Here is a 17,399-nt window from a genome sequence, read left to right on the forward strand (position 1 = left end):
ATTTTTTATACCTCAAATTTTGAGGTATAAATGAGGTGCAAATTTAATCAAAATAACGCCTACGGCTTTTAATCGACCGTAAGGCGGTCAAAGACCACACAAAACGACAAGCAGACCGAGATTATCAAAAATTCTAAACTTGCGATAGTACGAGTAATAAATTTCTTTAGTGTAAGCCAAGCGAGCTTTTTACTTGAAACAAGCCGAAGAATATTCTACAGAATTATTTCTAGAGGAGAACTTGATATTGCAAAATTTATTATTAGCACAATACGTAGAAGAAGAGTACCAATTGACCTTGTAACTAAATCCAAACTCTATTTACTTTATCTTTTTTTTGTCAATTAAGGCCTGAATGAGATTCCACTCATACAGATGAAAGGTCATTCCGTTACTCATTGCTACAAACATTCCATTAGGAAAACTAGTGCCTAAATTCAGGGCCGTCACATCTGCTCCGTCAGATTCAACTGTAGCAGTTGGAATTTCTGCCAATAGTGGATACACATTTGAGTCGCCTTTAGAACCCTCTCTCGGGTATACCATAAACGTATTATTTTGCTGATTGCTAACCAAAATATAGCCGGTTGTATCCGTTGTTTTGTAAATCGCAATTCCTTCGTTGTCCGATTTAAAATCTTTTTGACCAAAAAGAGCCTGTTCTTTATTATTCTTGACATCCGGATCGGCTAGGTATTTTTTGATTCCAAATTGTTCGTCACTATAATAGACAAATCCCAACTCATTGTCAACAGCGATAGCCTCAATTTCTTTTTTTCCGCTAAAGCTCCCAAACTTGCGAACCAATTGTGCTTTTACCGTTCCGTTTTTGAAGGCTGTCAATTGATATTGCCATAAATAACCGTTTCTAGGTCCTGATTTTCGGCCTACAATGGCAAAAATAGCCTGGTCACTTGCTCTGGTATACAAAGCAATTCCCATTGGGTCACGTTCTTTTTCTCCTTCAAATACCGGAATACCGCCATTATCAATTGGTTTTAAATCAGGAAGTGAAAAAATTCTGATTTTATTGGTTTCGCGTTCGGTAACCACAGCGATATCTACTTTTTTAGTTCCAATCTGCAATCCATAAGCAACATCGACATTGTTAGGTCTACGCATTATGTCCGTCTTATTTACTATTTTTCCCTTCAAATCAAACACATAAAGCGCTCCATTACTGTCTTTATCCGTCCCTAAAATTAGACTTTTTTGAGCATCATGAGGATGAATCCAAATGGCTGGGTCATCAGTATCGTGAGGAGTGGCTTGGGTTACTACTGCAGGTTTAAGCGCATTTTCTTTTATCGCCGCTAGTTTGTCTTTACAGGAAGTCAAAAGACCAAAACTTAGGAGTACAAGGACTATTTTTTTCATCTTATTTCTTGATTTCCTTTTTATATAGTACTATTCCTTTTTCATTGATTGCCTGAACCACAAGTTTCGTATCGGTTACAGAAAATGTCATAAATCCAGGTTCAGCTGCTGCAAACACCGTACCTTCTCTTTTCCCTGTTGGTCTTACTTCACAAGCTGAACCTGTAAGAAATTGAGTGGTATAGCGTCCTTTAGGCTTTATGATTTGAAAATCATGTTCATGACCGCACAAATAAGCATCTACCTGATATTTGTCAAAAAAAGAGGCGAATTTTTTTTCGAAAGATTTAGTATCCGGACTGTCTTTTCGTTTTCCACCGGAATACAAAGGATGATGCCCCACGACCATTTTCCATTTGATCGATACATCAGTTGTATTTAAGGTTTCAGTCAGCCATTTTCGCTGTGCCAAAGTGTCCTGAGCAATTATATTTTCATACATATCCGATCCTTTTTTATAATAGCCATCTATAAACGGATTCGTATCCATGACCACTAATAGCAATTTATTTCCGTCCTCCAAGGCTATTGTTTTAGAATAATAATTACCGGGTAAAGTCCATCTGCGGCTCACTTTTGAATAATCAATTTGAGCTTGAATATTGCCCCTATAATCGTGATTTCCCAGAGCTATATACCAGTTGTCATACAAACTGTGATTGGTATATATGTTTTCAAAAGAAGAATTCCATTGACTGTCCTGAGTACTTTGTACTCCATTTGGATAAAAATTATCTCCCATCGAAAGTGTAAATTCGGATCCTAAGGTCATAGCTGCTTTCCCCATTTGATCGGCTACTTCTTTTTGGAAATACTGTCCGTTTCTACCAAAATCTCCCATAACAATAAAGTTAAGACTTTTGTCCACTATTTCTAATGCAGGAATAAACCCTCCTGTATAACCTGATTTTTGTTCTGATAAATAATCCTGGCCAAAGAGTGGTAAACTAAGCAGCAAGGATATCGTAAGTACTCGAATTTTTTTCATGACAATTATGATTTAAAGCATCCAAATAATGCTTGATTACTTAGTGCTATTAACTATTAATGAGATTTAAAGATCAAATTTGACACCAAAATTATATCTAGCCTGATAGTATTCTAATTGTTTGGTTCTTTCAGAAGTACCCTGATAATAACGCAAAGGCTGGTTGGTAATATTATTAGCTTCCGCAAAAATACGAAGGCTTTTTGTAATTTTATATGATACATTCATATCCAGGAAAAACTGTTTGTCATAATAGCTGTCTTGGAATTCAGATGCACCCAGCTCATCTAAATAATCTGCAGCAAAATTAGCAGAAGCTCTGGCCGAAAATTTACTGTTTTCCCAAAACAAAGAACCGTTAATCATATGCGGAGCAGTGCCGGGCAAACTAACATTACTTCTTTCATTTCCGTCTGCATCTGAAATTCCTTTGGCATCTGATTGCGTATAGGTGTAATTAGCATACACTCCGAAACCTTTTAAAAATTTACCTGGTAGAAAATCCAATTGCCTTTGAAAAGCAAATTCAAATCCATAAACAGCAACATTATCCCCATTTCTGGATTGGATAAAATTCCAGTTTTCTCCCATGGGTACCGGATTGGATTGGGTTGGAAAATCGTTAGCAAAATCAGCCGTAGTATACTGATTATCACTGTAGGTATAAATGAATTTATTGAGGTTTTTGTAGAAAAATCCGGCAGATATCAAACCCACAGACTCAAAGTAATTTTCGGCCATTAAATCAAAATTATGAGAAAAGGTAGCGTCTAATTCCGGATTTCCAGCTTGTATCTCCGCATCGGCAGCGATGTTATTGACAAATGGCGCTAATGCATAATAATTAGGACGGGCTAAGGCAGTCGTAAATGCAGCTCTTAAAATTAAATCTTTGGTCGCATCATACTTAAAAGCAACACTTGGAAGAACATTCGTATAGGTATTGGTATTACTAATTTTACCTTCTAATTCTGATTCGTCTAAAACTCGGTTTCCGGTATAATCAATATGAGTTGTTTCAATACGTGCCCCCACAATCATAGAAAGCTTATCATTAAAATCCTGATCCCATCGTACATATCCAGCATAAATATTTTCCTTAGCAGTATAATTGACCGCTAAAAATTCAGAGGGATCGACTTCTTGCCCATAAAGTGCGGGATTATTTAAGTCTAAATTGCTAAGATATGAAACTGAAGCCTGCGTACCAGAAACGTATTGGCTTCCGGGATTAAATCCATTTCCTCCAAAAAAAGTAGTTGGAACATCTGCCAAAGTAAAAGCAGTGTTAGGAGTATAGGAATAGAAAATATTGTTTCTTTCTTTATCCTTCAATCGGACACGAAGCCCCGTTCTGATTCTTCCTTTTTGATCTTTAATAATCGAAAACGGAAATCGAAGATTCACTTTGGCTCCCAATTCGCTTTCATCAGTACGGTCTCTATTTTCTGAAAGTGCTGTTTGAGCAAATAGATTTAAATTTTCTCCGCTAGTGCTAATCAAGGGCAGTCTATTATTGCTTAAATCCTGCGTAAAAGCCAATCCTTCCTGTTCAAATTCAAGGTAGCGTTCATTAGGGCGAAATTCACTGGCGGTTGCATAATTTACGGACCAGTCTAAATCTAATTTTGAATTCAAAAGATGTTCTCCTTTTAAGGAATAATTCTGAACGCGCTGATCTTCTAATCGAGTACTTTTATTGCGATTGTTGTCAATACCCCCTTTAGTCTGTCTTCGAACTCTTCCTGTAAAACCAGTTATGGATTCATTGTCATAAATGGGTGCAATATCATCATAACGGGTTCTAAAACGGGTTTCTCTGTCATCTCTCCAATTGTATATTGCATTAGCAAAAATTCGGTTATTTTCATTAAATTCATAATCTAAAGCAATGGCCGCACTTCTTCGGATGCGTTGTACATTATAAATTCTGATATCAGATTCCTCGACATACACATTATCAAAATCATCGCGTACCCAAACCGCTTCAACATTATCAGAACCGTAGGTGTTGTTATTATAGGAACCACTGACAACCATTCCTAATTTATTGTCTAAATACCGGTTTCCATAAACCAATCCCGCCGTATAATTGGCTTTATCTCTTATTGGACTAAAACCACCGGCCATAGTAGCCGAAATTCGTTCTCCGTTTGGGGAGGCACGGGTAATCAAATTTACAGAACCTCCAATAGCATCGGCATCCATATCAGGAGTCAGGGTTTTGTTAACTTCAATAGTTGCAATCATATCCGAAGGAATCAAATCCATTTGAACATTTCTGTTATCCCCTTCAGCTGACGGAATTCGATCCCCATTTATAGTAACTGAATTTAAAGATGGTGCCAATCCCCTTACAATAATGTTTCTGGCTTCGCCCTGATCATTTTGCATGGTAATCCCCGGAACCCGTTTTAAAGCATCTCCAATATTCGCATCTGGAAAACGGCCTACCTGATCGGAGGAAATAATATTAGTAATGTTACTATTGTTTTTTTGCTGATTCAAAGCTCTGGCTTGACTTCGAATCCGGTCTCCTTTTACAATCACCTCATTTAAATTTTCAGAACCACTGGACAATACCATATTCACTATCGTATTCTTGCCTTCCAACACAACGACTTGTTGCTTTAGGGTTGCATACCCTATATAATGAACTTCTATTTGATAGGTTCCGGCAGGAACATTCAAAAATTCATAATCTCCAATTTGATTGGAAAGCGTATTTCGATTTGCTGCATTCAATAATTTTATAGAGGCAAAAGGCAAGGAAATATTACCATTTGTGTCCGTTATCTTACCGGAAACGATACTGCTTTTCTGAGCAAATACAGATTCGCTGATGCTACAAATTAAAAATAATAAGAATAATTTTTTCATAAGATATACTGTTGTTTACAATATTGCTAATATAAACGCAGTCGTATTAAGAAGAGGTTAACTGTTGATTAGGCTATTGGTTTCAGTACTTGAAGACTAGTTAATTAACTTTTTGCTCTTTTTTACGTAAGAAATTAAGATTTTGTAGTAAAAATTAAGCTAATTTTAAGAAAACTATCTAAGAATTGATAATTTGAAAATAATAATAAATTTAAAATCTATAAAAAAAGACCATTACGTCCAATAATTACACTTTTATCTGCAACAAAAAGATGGGATTTATTACAAAAGTGAATTTACAGATAAAAACCGAAAAAAAGGGGAGCTCCTTTAGTGTATTTGATGGAATTATTAAACCCCTTTAATTCATTAAAAAAATCAATGATCGTTCGTATAATTCGTGACCACCTTTTTTTAGTGTGAGTCATCTCTTAAAAGATGAAAATCAAGCCTTTTCTAACATTTTATAGTCATTTATTATGCGAAAAGTAAGATTTAATAAGTACTGATTCTGTTTCCTAACGATAAATTATAAATATTGTTTTTTATAAATATCTGTAAAACAATAAACTAACATCCTTTAGAAGTGTGAATTAATTCGAAAAATTATTAATACAATCTCGATATAGTACAAAATAATTCGATTTTTATGGAATTATATTGAATCTATAATTGATATAACATGCACTAAAAGTCAAATTAAGTACTAAAAACAGATTCTAAGCCTATAAAAAAGGTAACTTTAAGATATGAAAAAGCATCATACTATAGTAATCGCCGGGGCGGGGGAATTGCAGAAGCAGTTGGTTTGTTACTGATGGAATGGAGTGAAGTAACTCCTACTCTTTTTATTGGTGATAGAACCCATTTTCAAAAGCAAAAAAATCACTTTTTCTGCAATCCTTTCTTACGGAATTTTAACTAGACTGTAGTTCTGTTTTTAGATCGGATACTTTTGCCTTAAATGCAATCAAAAAAACCAAAAATTGTATAAGAAAACTCTTTTAGTTGCAACTTATTCTTTAAATGATTTGCGAGATTACGATTAAAACGATCGCTATTAAAGCTAGGAAAAGTCCAGCGAAATTCATTTTAGTTAGTTTTTCCTTAAAAATAAAAATCCCAACAAGACTTCCCATTACTATTACACCCATGTTCATACCAGCAAAAACCGTTGAAGGATTTTCAGCGAAAGCCTTATGCGCTTTTAGATAGAAAAGTATGTTTCCAAAGTTGAAAACACCTACCATACCACCAAAAATAATATTTTTGAAGTTTAATGAGACTTTAGTTATCATCACGTTATAAATAACAGCGCCAATCATAATAAACAACGCAATTCCAAAAACTACAAATAATGACGTTGTATATGGCAAAGTGGTGTGAAGGGCAATTTGCTTGAAAAGGATGTCTATAATTCCAAATCCTAATAGCACTACTGCAGGATAGACCCATTTATTTTTTGTGTTTTCAGAAGGTTTAGCAAGGATTAGCAACAGCGCTGGAAATGCTGCCAAAAGCGCCGCTATTTTTAGGATAGTAAAATCCTCTTTGAAGAGCAGCCAAGCCGCTAAAATAGGAATAAACAAAGATAGCCTTTGAGCAGCATCCGTTTTTACAATCCCTACTTGTTTGATTGAAGCCGCCAAAAAAAGGAAGATTGCTGGTAACAAAATCCCAAGAGGAACATAAATTCCCCAAGGTGCTAAAGTGCCAATATTGGTAAGATCCGGACTGAAGAAGAAATAACAAAGAATAAGCGCAAATACATAATTCCAAGCAACAATTTGAATAGGACTGACTTCATATCCGCGAGCCACTTTAAACAACACTCCCACAGTGACACTGCAAATAATACTTAAAACAAGAAATAGCATAGCGAATTTTTAGAGGGTAAAACTACTATTTATTGTCTTTCCTTTTGCTCTTTTATAAAAGTATTGAAAGTAATATTTCCAGACCAAGAATAGTACGCATCCGGTTTCAGTAGAACAAAAAGAGAATTTAGCCCTCAAATTATGGCAATCTTAGATCCTTCCTTGTTCTTTGAGTTTCCAATACCGCAATAAACCATTTACAGACATCCAGCTTGGATTAGCAAACTCATAGGTTTGAATTTCATCCGAATCCAGTCCTTTATCTAAAAACTGCTTTCTGGTGTAGTCCATAAATTGAGGAACTATACTTTCTGGCGGAGTTTGATTGTCATAAAAAGGTTTGATAAAACTAGCCCAATCATCCAGAACTATTTCTAATCCTGATAGTAGTTCATCTGGATTTTTTTGCAAATCAAAATGAGTTAAATACAAGGCTCTAGGCTTTAAATCTTTTAGTTTTTTAAGGGATTGTTTCCATAATTCAATATTAATATCCGGGGGAGGACAAGGAGGAACAACGGGACCATCTCCTATTTTTACTCCGGCCACATCCCCAGTAAATATCACATCCTCAATTTGATACGAATTATGATGCACGGCATGACCCGGTGTATACCATACTTTTATTTGAATATCTCCCAGGTCTACAACATCACCGTCAGTAACCCCAATCAATTGTTGCTCAGGTATAGATTCCATTTTCCCCCAAAGGAGCTCCATCTTATCGGTATAGATCATTTTGGCTGAATTCCATAATTTCTCCGGATTAGCTAAATGTGGAATTCCAATGGGGTGTACGTATATTTTAGCGCCATTTTGTGCCAATTTCCAAGCTGCTCCGGCATGGTCAAAATGAATGTGCGTCAGGAATACATGCTGAATATCTTTGATCTCATACCCTATCTTCTGGATTCCTTTTTCAAGATACTCCCAAGTAGATTCCGGTCCGGTTTCGATAAGTATTGGACCTTTTCCGGTTTCAATTAAAAAAGCACCAATAGAATGTTTTTCGGATTGAAAGTGTAAATCAATAGTATGAATTTTATACATAGCTTGGTTTATTTATTATGGGACAAGATAGTACATATTTATTTTAAAATCTCTTCAGATCGATATAGTTTTATTTTAAGATACTTTTTCAATTACAATAAAAAAGTGTAATTCACACCAAACATTTACTACTGGTCATCAAGATATCTATTGATTTCAGCTACTTTTACAGAATGGATTCTTTTACTCAAATTGCTTTAGGAATTGCCATTGCAGAAGTATGCGCAGGCAAAAAGCTCAAAAATAAAACAATTTTATATGGTTCAATTCTGGGCACAATTCCCGATTTAGATATTGTAGTAGGTTTATTTTTAAATCCTGTAGATGCAATCCTAATTCACCGTGGCATCAGTCATTCTCTTTTTCTTTTTCTATTTTTATCGCCTGTTTTGGGTTGGATTATTTCAAAAATAGAAAGAGACAAAATCAACTTTTTTCAGGCAACTCGTATGGCGTTTTGGTGTTTGTTTACCCATGTGCTCCTAGACATGTTCACTTCATGGGGTACACAAATTTTATGGCCTTTAGACTATAGATTTGCATTAAAAACCATTTTTGTAATTGACCCGTTGTACACCATTCCACTAATTATTACATTGATTGTGACTTGGAAAACAAAAAACGCAGTACTTCGCAAAAAATATATAATTAGAGGATTATCCATCAGTAGTGCGTATCTCCTTTTGTCCTGTTTTATAAAAGTATATGCCTTGAACCAATTTGAAAAAGCATTAATAAAACAAGGAATTCAGTATTCGGAAATTATCGTAAAACCCACCGCTTTCAACCTCATTTTGTGGAACGCTAACGCAGCCACAGCAAACAATTACGCATTAGGCGACTACTCTCTTTTTGACACGCAACCCATTTTATTTACTGCTTACAGCAAAAATAAATTTCTAGAATCGCAACTAAAAGGAAATTCAGATTTTGAAAAACTAAAAAAAGCGAGCGAAGGCTGGTATATTATTTCTAAAAAAAATCAATCTTTCTATTTCAATGATTTGCGCTTTGGACTGTTAAATGACGATTCAAAAAACCCTCAATTTGCGTTCAGCTATCAATTTATTGCAAGCAAAACAGAACTAAAAGCGGTTGAAGTTCCTAAAGACAAAAGGGACGGAAAGCGATTACTTCAAAAAATAGTTACGCGGATAAGGGGAAACTGAGTATTTTTTTTAGAAATATTAATCACTCTTCAACCATCCCGTAATACTCATTCTGGTATTTTGAGTGACCAAAACTTCATGAACTAATTCGTCACTCTTAAAGAAAACTGTTTTACCTTGAGTTGGGGCTATCTTTTGATTGTTATTAGCTTGATGAATCAGCAACTCACCACCGTCACTTTCTTGCCAATTGCTGTTCAGATAACTGATCATAGAGTATTTTCGGCTGGGATTATTCTTGAATTGATCCAAATGTTTGAGATAAAAATCGCCCGATTCATACAACGAATAATGAAATTCATATCCCGTTATTCCAGCATAACAACTTTCATTCAAATAAATAATAAAAGCTTCTATTTGAGCAAAAAACTCATTTTCGAATGCGTTGTTGTGTTTTTTATCCAGCCAATAAATGGAATCGCTTCGTATTGCACCATCATAAGAAACCTTTTCTGCGTTGCCAATTCCTGCTTCCGTCAACAGACTATTTTGGTTTAAAACAATCAAATTTTGTTTTAGATTATTAGCTAAATCGGCACTCAGAAAATGTTCGGATATGCCTACCTTATTTTCAATATAAGTAGCAATCAAGGCTTCAAAGCTATTTTCCATGTCTTTCTTTTTGACTGCTTAGACAATCAATGAGGCAAGGTAGACTAATAAAAATCAGTAACGTCGATAAAGAAATAAATAAATAAATAAATGGGACGCTTATTTTATTCTCTAGAAAAAAACGCCAAAATAGATCAATTTTCAAACAAAAAAGTCATTTAAGGAACTACACAATAGTGATTACTTAAATGACTTATAGTGCAAAAAACGTATGTTATTTACAATTTACTAATAAAGCTTCCGTAAATATCCTTGAACTGATACCCTTTAGAAAAACGGTCTTTGCTTAGTTTTTTATATTCAACCAATCCCCAAAGAATAAATTCCTTCATGAAAAATTTATCTTCTTTTTCCAGTTGCGGTTGGTATTTTTTGATTAAAATTTCAAGAGGAACAATACTTTCTAATATTCTTTCGTATTCTTCATCAGAACAATCATCTGATAATTCGAAACCACTTTCGGCAAAAAACCATTCGATGATATCCGTGTAGGCATTTTTGACACCTTCTTTCTCTAATTTTTCGATTTTTGGAAAATATGCAGGAAAAAAAGTATGGATCGCATCGCCCAATAAATGTTGTGCTACAGCGGCGGCTCCCTCCTGCTCTCCTTCGTAAACCAATTCGACTTTTCCGGTAATAGCAGGAATAATTCCCATAAAATCAGATAATCGCAACGTTGTTTTATCTATTCCGGATCTCAAAGCCCTTCTTTCTGCAGTACTTAATAAGTTCTCAAAAGCAGTAATACTCAATCTGGCACTCACCCCACTTTTGTTATCAATATATTCGCTTTCTCTTGCTTCAAAACTGATTTGTTCTAATAAATCTCTCGCTAACGAAGGCACGTAAACCATATTATTTTGTGTGGCGTCCCGCTTTGCTTCCTGCTCTGTAATAGTTCTGGCAATTTTAATGGTTTCCGGGTAATGCGTCAGAATTTGAGAACCTATTCTATCTTTTAATGGGGTTACAATACTCCCACGATTCGTGTAATCCTCTGGATTTGCTGTAAATACAAATTGCAGATCAAGGGGCATTCTCAATTTGAATCCACGAATCTGGATATCGCCTTCCTGCAAAATATTAAATAGTGCTACTTGGATTCTCGCCTGTAAATCCGGTAATTCGTTAATAACGAAAATACAACGATTCGCTCTTGGAATCATTCCAAAATGTATCACGCGATCATCGGCATAGGACAGTTTTAAATTTGCTGCTTTTATTGGATCGACATCTCCAATCAAATCTGCAACGGTTACATCCGGCGTAGCTAATTTTTCGAAAAAACGGTCGCTTCGGTGTAGCCAGGAAATGGGAGTTGCATCGCCTTTGGTTTCAATAATATCTTTGGCAAAACGAGAAATGGGCTGCAACGGATCGTCATTAATCTCGGAACCTGTCACAAACGGAATGTATTCGTCCAACAATTCGATCATTTTGCGCGCCAATCGGGTTTTGGCTTGACCACGAAGCCCTAATAAATTGATGTTGTGACGCGACAAAATAGCACGTTCTAGTTCCGGAATTACGGTATCTTCAAAACCGTGAACACCTTCAAAAGTTGGTTGTCCTGATTTAATTTTATTTCTTAAGTTCGTACGCAACTCATCTTTGATGTTTATACTTTTGTAACCTGATTTTTTTAATTCTCCGAGAGTTTTTATATTTTCTATTTTCATATTGCTTTTAAAATTATTATTGTTAACTGTCAATTTGTTCTCGACTGTGCTCGAACTGACAACTGAGACTGTGACTAATTACTATTTTATTCTCTTTTTACGATTGGTTTCATAATCCTCAAAAATCATTTCACCCAGTCCTTTTAATCCGGTATAAAATGCTTTTCCTTGATTTGATTCGGTGAATTTATTGACGAATTTTTGCAAATACGGATCATTCGCAATCATAAATGTGGTGATTGGAATGTGTAGTTTTCGAGCTTGCTGCGCCTGATTGTAGCATTTATCCACAATATATTCGTCGAGTCCGTTACTGTTCATATAATAGGAACCGTCTTTTTCGCGGACGCAACTTGGCTTCCCATCGGTAATCATGAAAATTTGCTTGTTGGTGTTTCGTTTCCTGCGCAGAATATCCATGGCTAGTTGTAAACCAGCGACTGTATTGGTGTGGTAAGGACCCACTTTTAAATACGGTAGATCCCGAATTGCAATGGTCCAAGCGTCGTTTCCAAAAACCAGAATATCTAAAGTATCTTTTGGATAACGTGTCGTAATCAATTCAGCAAGAGCCATTGCTACTTTCTTGGCGGGAGTAATTCTATCTTCACCGTACAAAATCATACTGTGGCTGATATCGATCATCAAAACAGTACTCATCTGTGATTTATATTGCGTTTCTTCGACAACTAAATCATTTTCGGTCAACATAAAATCTGCTATTCCGTTATTGATTTGGGCATTGCGTAAACTTTCGGTCAAGGAAATTCGTTCGAGTCCGTCACCAAAATGAAATTCCCGAAATTCCCCGGTATGTTCGTCACCGTTTCCGGAATGTTTAGTCTTGTGATTGCCACTTCCGGAGCGTTTCAGATTACCAAAAATATTGTCCAATGCTTGTTGCCGAATGGCACGCTCCGTCTTGGCAGTAATACCAATTCCAGCAGTTCCATCCTCTTTAAGTTCATCGCGGATGTATCCTTTTTTCTTTAAATCTTCAATAAAATCATCAATACTGTAGTGTTCATCAGTGAGTTTATATTCTTTGTCCAATTCCCGCAACCAGTCGATTGCTTCATCAAAATCTCCTGAAGTATGTGTAATTAATTCTTTGAAAATACCAAAGAGCTTATCAAACGGAGACTGAAAAGGGGCTTCGTATTGCTTGAAATAAAAACCTTTTTTAGTGTCATTTTTCATAGCCAATAAAATTACACCAATAAAAAATGTATGCTATACAAACATTTATTAATTTTTAGTTAAAAACGATAAAATCCAAAAAAAGCTACCTAAAAAAATTGTCCGTCCACATAAAACCAACATCCATTTTCAAGTTTGAAAGTAGAAAATTCATGATGAATTTGTTTATGAAGTTTGGTGTCTAAAAAATGAGCTTTGAATTCTACCGTGTTCTCTGTGGATTCTATAATTTCCAATTGCTGCCATTTATTTGAGGTGGCCCAATTCAGAATTTCACATTTTGAATACTGCTTTCTCACCGTAATATGGGTTGTGGCCAACAAATAATCTACTTGATGTGTTGCATAGGCTGAATATCTGGAACACATTAAAGACTCTGCAGTTGTCGCTTTTTTTACTCCATTAATAATGGGCTCACAACAATCCTGGAAATTTTTATCGAAACCGCAATAACATTTGTTTTTGATCATTCTTTGATACAATTCGTTTAAATGGATTCAGTTGCCTGTCCATTTAACCCTGCTATTTTTTGATGCAACTGGTTCAACAAGACTTGATAACGGCTTACCTCCATCAGGTCTTCATCCTCTTCGGCAAAATCCAAGAGTTCATCTAATTGCTCACTAACTTCTGCTAATTTAGTATTGGCTTCCCGGGCATTTTTTTTAGCAATAAAATCGATTATTTGCTGAACGCCACTTTTTACTTCGCTAAATTTATTTTTTTCCATGATGTAGTTACATTATTATTCTGAAGCCTTATCTTCATTAAATTTTTTAGTAATTTGCTTTAGTTTTTCTTTGCGCAGCATTTCAGCTTGCTTCACTTTATCCTGCGCTTTGTGTAACTTATCGTTGTGTTTTTTAATATTTCTTTCGTTATTTCTACTCATGCTCTTGCGCTCTAAATTATCAAATGTTGAATCAATTTTTCGATTCAAAAACTACTGCAAAGTTCGGTTTAATTATTGAAATTAAATTTTTTTTTAGTTTGATCGTACTTTTTTTAATTGTCAACAGGCTTCTCTATGCTTTAAATTTCCACAATGGGCTTTGAAATATCTTCTCCATAGGGTTCGTTTCTTTTAAAAAATCAATTTTTTTGATATTAAAGATCGTGCACCAAATATAATAAAAAACGTATAAAACACAAAAATTAACACTGCAACTAAACCCAAATAAAAATTTACTTTAATCTTTAACACTACTAACCGACTAAAATATAAATTAGACAAAAAACCTCCTGCATCCCTTTATTAGTCACGGAAATTCTTTTATATTTAAAGACTTACCTCCCTGTATTTTAGAATAATGCGGTTTGAAGGTTTGGCGATTTAGCCCTTTTTAATCGTCTCGTGTAGGTTCTGCGAGTATTCTCAATTACCCAAAAAACATCCAAATTGCTTATTAAATGGATTTTATCAATGCAGCTACTATCGAAAACGCTTTTTTTTTTGCGATTTTGCCTTTAGAACCATCAAAAGTAATTGAGCTATGAGTGTAATCCAGATTTGGGTCTTGATTCCGTTTTCGGTTTCTGAATAAAAATAGTGCAGTTACAAATTTTGTTTAAGTTTCTTGAAAAGTAACTCAATCTACCAACGGATTTTATAAATCAAAGCCACCTCTTGAATGCTTATCTCAAAGTTATTGGTAATAAATTCGTAGATTCTTCCTTTGTCATCTCGGTACACAACTTTTCGTAAACACAGGTTTTTTTCTTGATTTTCTTCTTTGTATTTTAAGTGAATATGTTCTTCTTTTAATACTCCAAAACCAGTTCTCCCTTGGATTTGACAAAACGATTCTTGTACCACTTCGTAGACTGCATTGGACTTTAACCGGAACGTAAAATTGATTTTATTTTGGGTAAATTTTGCAAATTGAAGATAATGATTGTAAGCTCTATCAAAGACAATAATGCTGAATTCTGGCAGATTTAGGTATTTCAGAAAATTTTTATCGTGCAGTTTGGCTTCGCTAATTTTTACAAATGTTGAAGTTTGTGAATGAGCATCGATAAGCATATGAACTTTTAAGCCACCTTTCTTCTTGCATTCGCCTTTTTGGTTGCGTCCAGCTCCTTTCATCACTTGAGAAAATAGGCTGATTGTACTGGAATCAAATATGAAAAGTTTATCAAATGAAATATTATCAATTCGGCTGACCGACAAAAGAGGTTCAAAGTGTTTGAGCAATAAAAAATAATATTCTTTAAAAAATTCATTGTCTCTTTCCCGGAGACCATTGTCAGCAGTACTTTTTGCAGGAGAATTATCAAACCCTAAATGGTTTAGTTTTCCATGCATTGCCAACATTCCATCGCAAATTTTTCCCATAGAATTACAACGACTAAAAACTCTGAAAAGCATCGTTACAAGTTGTGTTCAAGCACAAAAAGACTTGTAATATCGGTCTGTTTGATGCTTTTTTGCAAGAATCTCAAATTTGATTTTGGGAATAAAATCAATCAATTGTTTAAAATCGGCTGACCGACAAACTTTTTTCAATATCTTTGGAACTCATGTTTTTTTGATTTGGTAACCAAAAGATATGAAAAAAAAGGACTTACTGTTAAAAGTAGCCCTTTATCTTGAATTTATTTAGTCGGTTAGTAGTGATTTAAAATCTATATTCAATGACAAAAAAAGCAATCTGGATAGTCGATGATGATGCCATTTACCAAATTATTGTAAATAAAATAATTCAAAGGTCCGAAATATTTTCGAGGGTATCGTCATTCAAAAATGGAAAAGAAGCAATTGACTATCTTCATTTTGCTGTAGAAAAGAATGCTGCCCTTCCGGATATCATTTTATTGGATATTAATATGCCAATAATGGACGGCTGGGAATTTATGGAAGAAATAAGACTGATAAAACCTTTATTTGATAAACAAATCATTGTGTATATCGTGAGTTCCTCCATTGCAGTTGAAGATAAAAACAAATCTAAATCATATGAAAATATTCTAGGATACCTGTCTAAGCCTATCACTACTAATGATTTATTATTGATTTCTTTAAATGATTAAAAACACGAAGTAGTCTATTAAGTAAGTCGAAAGTTTAACAGTCGTAAAGTCAAAAGAATTAACTTTAAGTAAAACGACTTTAAATCAAATTGTTACATAATTTTATCCTGATTTTAAAACACGACATTATACCATGGTTATTACTTAAAAGGCGAAAAATCAAGATTTTTCAGATGATTCCGTGGCTGGCATCAAATGAATTCTTTTTTTATTTCCTCTAACGTTTTAGTAGTAAAAATTAATTGATTGATAATTTTCTCTCTCAAAAGATCAATATCGTCGCAATCAAAATAGTTCGCCCACGAAGTCAGATTGAATAAATTCCGGATCTGCTTGATACGTTTAGTGGTTTCAAAACTGGTTCTCAAGATCGCTTTTTTATCATACTTTGGATTATTTCTGTGTTGATAATGGACCGTTTTCTTTAGATAATTTGCTTCTAAATAATAGAGTTCTTCTGCAGCATTATCTGGATAAAAACGATTCCAAGAAGCATAACCCAATTTAATTTTAAAAATTGTTTCTGGTTCTAAAGGTTCTAATCGCCATTTACTATTAGCTAATCGTCCCCAATGATTGGACAACCGATACATTCCCGTTTTAGTATAATAATATTTACTGCCCGATTTGCTGTCATACTGAATTTTCAGTCCATTTATAGCATCAATAGAAATCTCATCAAATACACAAAAAGTGTTTTTGAAAGAATTAGGGTTGGGACGAAAAAAATTTTTCATGATGCAAAGGTAATCAGATCAATTCAAAACTTACACAACAAGAAGTTACTTGACTTGCATAATCGTAAAAAACGATTTTGATCCAGACAACAGCGAAATTGTTGTTCCTGCTGCCGCTCCAAAAAAGATTTTATCCCCTGCATTTAACTTTACTAACGTACTTGTTTTTCTGGTTGGGGGAGATACATTCACATTTACAGTAAGCACAGAAATATTTATACTGTCAAATATTTCCTCCGCTTCTAGAGTGTTTGTGCCGCTGCGTTGCACAAAGATCGCTACTCCAACTCCCGTAGTCGCGACAAGTGTAGTCAATTCATATTGCACATACACATTATAAATCCCATTTTGAGGTGCTGTAAATTGGTAAGTAGTTGTGTTGTAATCACTATTTTCATCAAATTCCTCAGTGCTAAAAGGAATCGTTTTATAAGCTGTAGCGCTTATTGTCGTACCAAGATTTATTGTACCGCTTGCAGACCCTTTTACAAAAGACTTGATATGACTGTCATAAATTTGTTTTGAAGTGACTCTCTTGACAACTCCCTTATAATTAATTACCAGAATAGAGTCTTTGGCGGCCTCTAACCCAGTACCTAAAGTGGTTGCTCTCACTCTTAAATCCCCATTGACATCTAACTGTGATGTGGGAGTTGTTGTTCCTATACCTATTTGGGCATGTGTAAGAAATGAACTAAAAACTAAAAAACCAACTATATATTTTTTCATATTAATGTATTTTAAACGTTACGTTTTGTGGATTTACCCATCTAAACTTATATTTTTTTTTAAGA

At 34.7% G+C, this 17,399-nt stretch carries 15 protein-coding genes and 1 pseudogene; 2 read left to right on the top strand and 14 right to left on the bottom strand.

Going from position 1 to position 17,399, the window contains the following annotated elements:
* Positions 1 to 321 precede the first annotated feature (321 nt).
* From EKM00_RS01470 to EKM00_RS01495, 5 genes are all read right to left on the bottom strand, one after another.
* Complete coding sequence (locus EKM00_RS01470) at positions 322 to 1,377, bottom strand: phytase (RefSeq protein ID WP_126514994.1); 1,056 nt, start codon at positions 1,375 to 1,377, stop codon at positions 322 to 324.
* Position 1,378: 1 nt separating this feature from the next.
* Positions 1,379 to 2,365, bottom strand: coding sequence for a metallophosphoesterase (locus EKM00_RS01475; protein ID WP_126451699.1), 987 nt, complete (start codon positions 2,363 to 2,365; stop codon positions 1,379 to 1,381).
* Between the two features lie 66 nt (positions 2,366 to 2,431).
* Complete coding sequence (locus tag EKM00_RS01480; RefSeq protein WP_126514995.1) at positions 2,432 to 5,245, bottom strand: TonB-dependent receptor; 2,814 nt, start codon at positions 5,243 to 5,245, stop codon at positions 2,432 to 2,434.
* Between the two features lie 1,022 nt (positions 5,246 to 6,267).
* Positions 6,268 to 7,122 (bottom strand): EamA family transporter, encoded by an 855-nt coding sequence (locus EKM00_RS01490; RefSeq protein WP_126514996.1) that lies wholly within the window; start codon positions 7,120 to 7,122, stop codon positions 6,268 to 6,270.
* Positions 7,123 to 7,272: 150 nt separating this feature from the next.
* Positions 7,273 to 8,172 carry an MBL fold metallo-hydrolase gene (locus EKM00_RS01495; RefSeq protein ID WP_126451702.1) on the bottom strand — a complete coding sequence of 300 codons (900 nt, stop codon included), beginning with the start codon at positions 8,170 to 8,172 and terminating at the stop codon, positions 7,273 to 7,275.
* 173 nt (positions 8,173 to 8,345) lie between these two features.
* Here EKM00_RS01495 and EKM00_RS01500 point away from each other — a divergent pair, with 173 nt between their 5' ends.
* A complete protein-coding gene (locus tag EKM00_RS01500; RefSeq protein ID WP_126514997.1) occupies positions 8,346 to 9,341 on the top strand; it encodes a metal-dependent hydrolase in 996 nt (331 codons plus the stop codon).
* A gap of 18 nt (positions 9,342 to 9,359) precedes the next feature.
* Here the strand turns inward: EKM00_RS01500 and EKM00_RS01505 are convergent, their stop codons facing one another.
* From EKM00_RS01505 to EKM00_RS01530, 7 genes and pseudogenes are all read right to left on the bottom strand, one after another.
* Positions 9,360 to 9,953: a 2OG-Fe(II) oxygenase gene (locus EKM00_RS01505; protein ID WP_126451704.1), complete on the bottom strand. Its 594-nt coding sequence runs from the start codon at positions 9,951 to 9,953 to the stop codon at positions 9,360 to 9,362.
* Positions 9,954 to 10,171: 218 nt separating this feature from the next.
* Complete coding sequence (locus EKM00_RS01510; protein ID WP_126514998.1) at positions 10,172 to 11,635, bottom strand: magnesium chelatase; 1,464 nt, start codon at positions 11,633 to 11,635, stop codon at positions 10,172 to 10,174.
* 81 nt (positions 11,636 to 11,716) lie between these two features.
* The gene (locus EKM00_RS01515; protein WP_126451706.1) at positions 11,717 to 12,835 is read right to left on the bottom strand and encodes a vWA domain-containing protein; all 1,119 of its coding nucleotides are present in this window, start codon (positions 12,833 to 12,835) and stop codon (positions 11,717 to 11,719) included.
* A gap of 89 nt (positions 12,836 to 12,924) precedes the next feature.
* Complete coding sequence (locus EKM00_RS01520; RefSeq protein WP_126451707.1) at positions 12,925 to 13,305, bottom strand: YchJ family protein; 381 nt, start codon at positions 13,303 to 13,305, stop codon at positions 12,925 to 12,927.
* Between the two features lie 17 nt (positions 13,306 to 13,322).
* Complete coding sequence (locus EKM00_RS01525; RefSeq protein ID WP_126451708.1) at positions 13,323 to 13,565, bottom strand: hypothetical protein; 243 nt, start codon at positions 13,563 to 13,565, stop codon at positions 13,323 to 13,325.
* A 15-nt stretch (positions 13,566 to 13,580) separates the two neighbouring features.
* A complete protein-coding gene (locus tag EKM00_RS14765) occupies positions 13,581 to 13,727 on the bottom strand; it encodes a hypothetical protein (protein ID WP_199734575.1) in 147 nt (48 codons plus the stop codon).
* 702 nt (positions 13,728 to 14,429) lie between these two features.
* Positions 14,430 to 15,344 (bottom strand): annotated as a pseudogene (locus tag EKM00_RS01530) (IS4 family transposase).
* A gap of 128 nt (positions 15,345 to 15,472) precedes the next feature.
* Between EKM00_RS01530 and EKM00_RS01540 the strand changes: the two are divergent.
* Positions 15,473 to 15,868, top strand: a complete 396-nt coding sequence (locus EKM00_RS01540; RefSeq protein WP_126515000.1) for a response regulator — start codon at positions 15,473 to 15,475, stop codon at positions 15,866 to 15,868.
* Between the two features lie 191 nt (positions 15,869 to 16,059).
* Here EKM00_RS01540 and EKM00_RS01545 read toward each other — a convergent pair whose 3' ends face one another.
* Positions 16,060 to 16,605, bottom strand: coding sequence for a hypothetical protein (locus tag EKM00_RS01545; protein ID WP_126515001.1), 546 nt, complete (start codon positions 16,603 to 16,605; stop codon positions 16,060 to 16,062).
* 45 nt (positions 16,606 to 16,650) lie between these two features.
* Positions 16,651 to 17,334, bottom strand: coding sequence for a C1q-like domain-containing protein (locus tag EKM00_RS01550; RefSeq protein WP_126515002.1), 684 nt, complete (start codon positions 17,332 to 17,334; stop codon positions 16,651 to 16,653).
* Positions 17,335 to 17,399: the final 65 nt, after the last annotated feature.

Source organism: Flavobacterium sp. RSP15 (genome assembly GCF_003968755.1).
Classification (GTDB): Bacteria; Bacteroidota; Bacteroidia; order Flavobacteriales; family Flavobacteriaceae; genus Flavobacterium.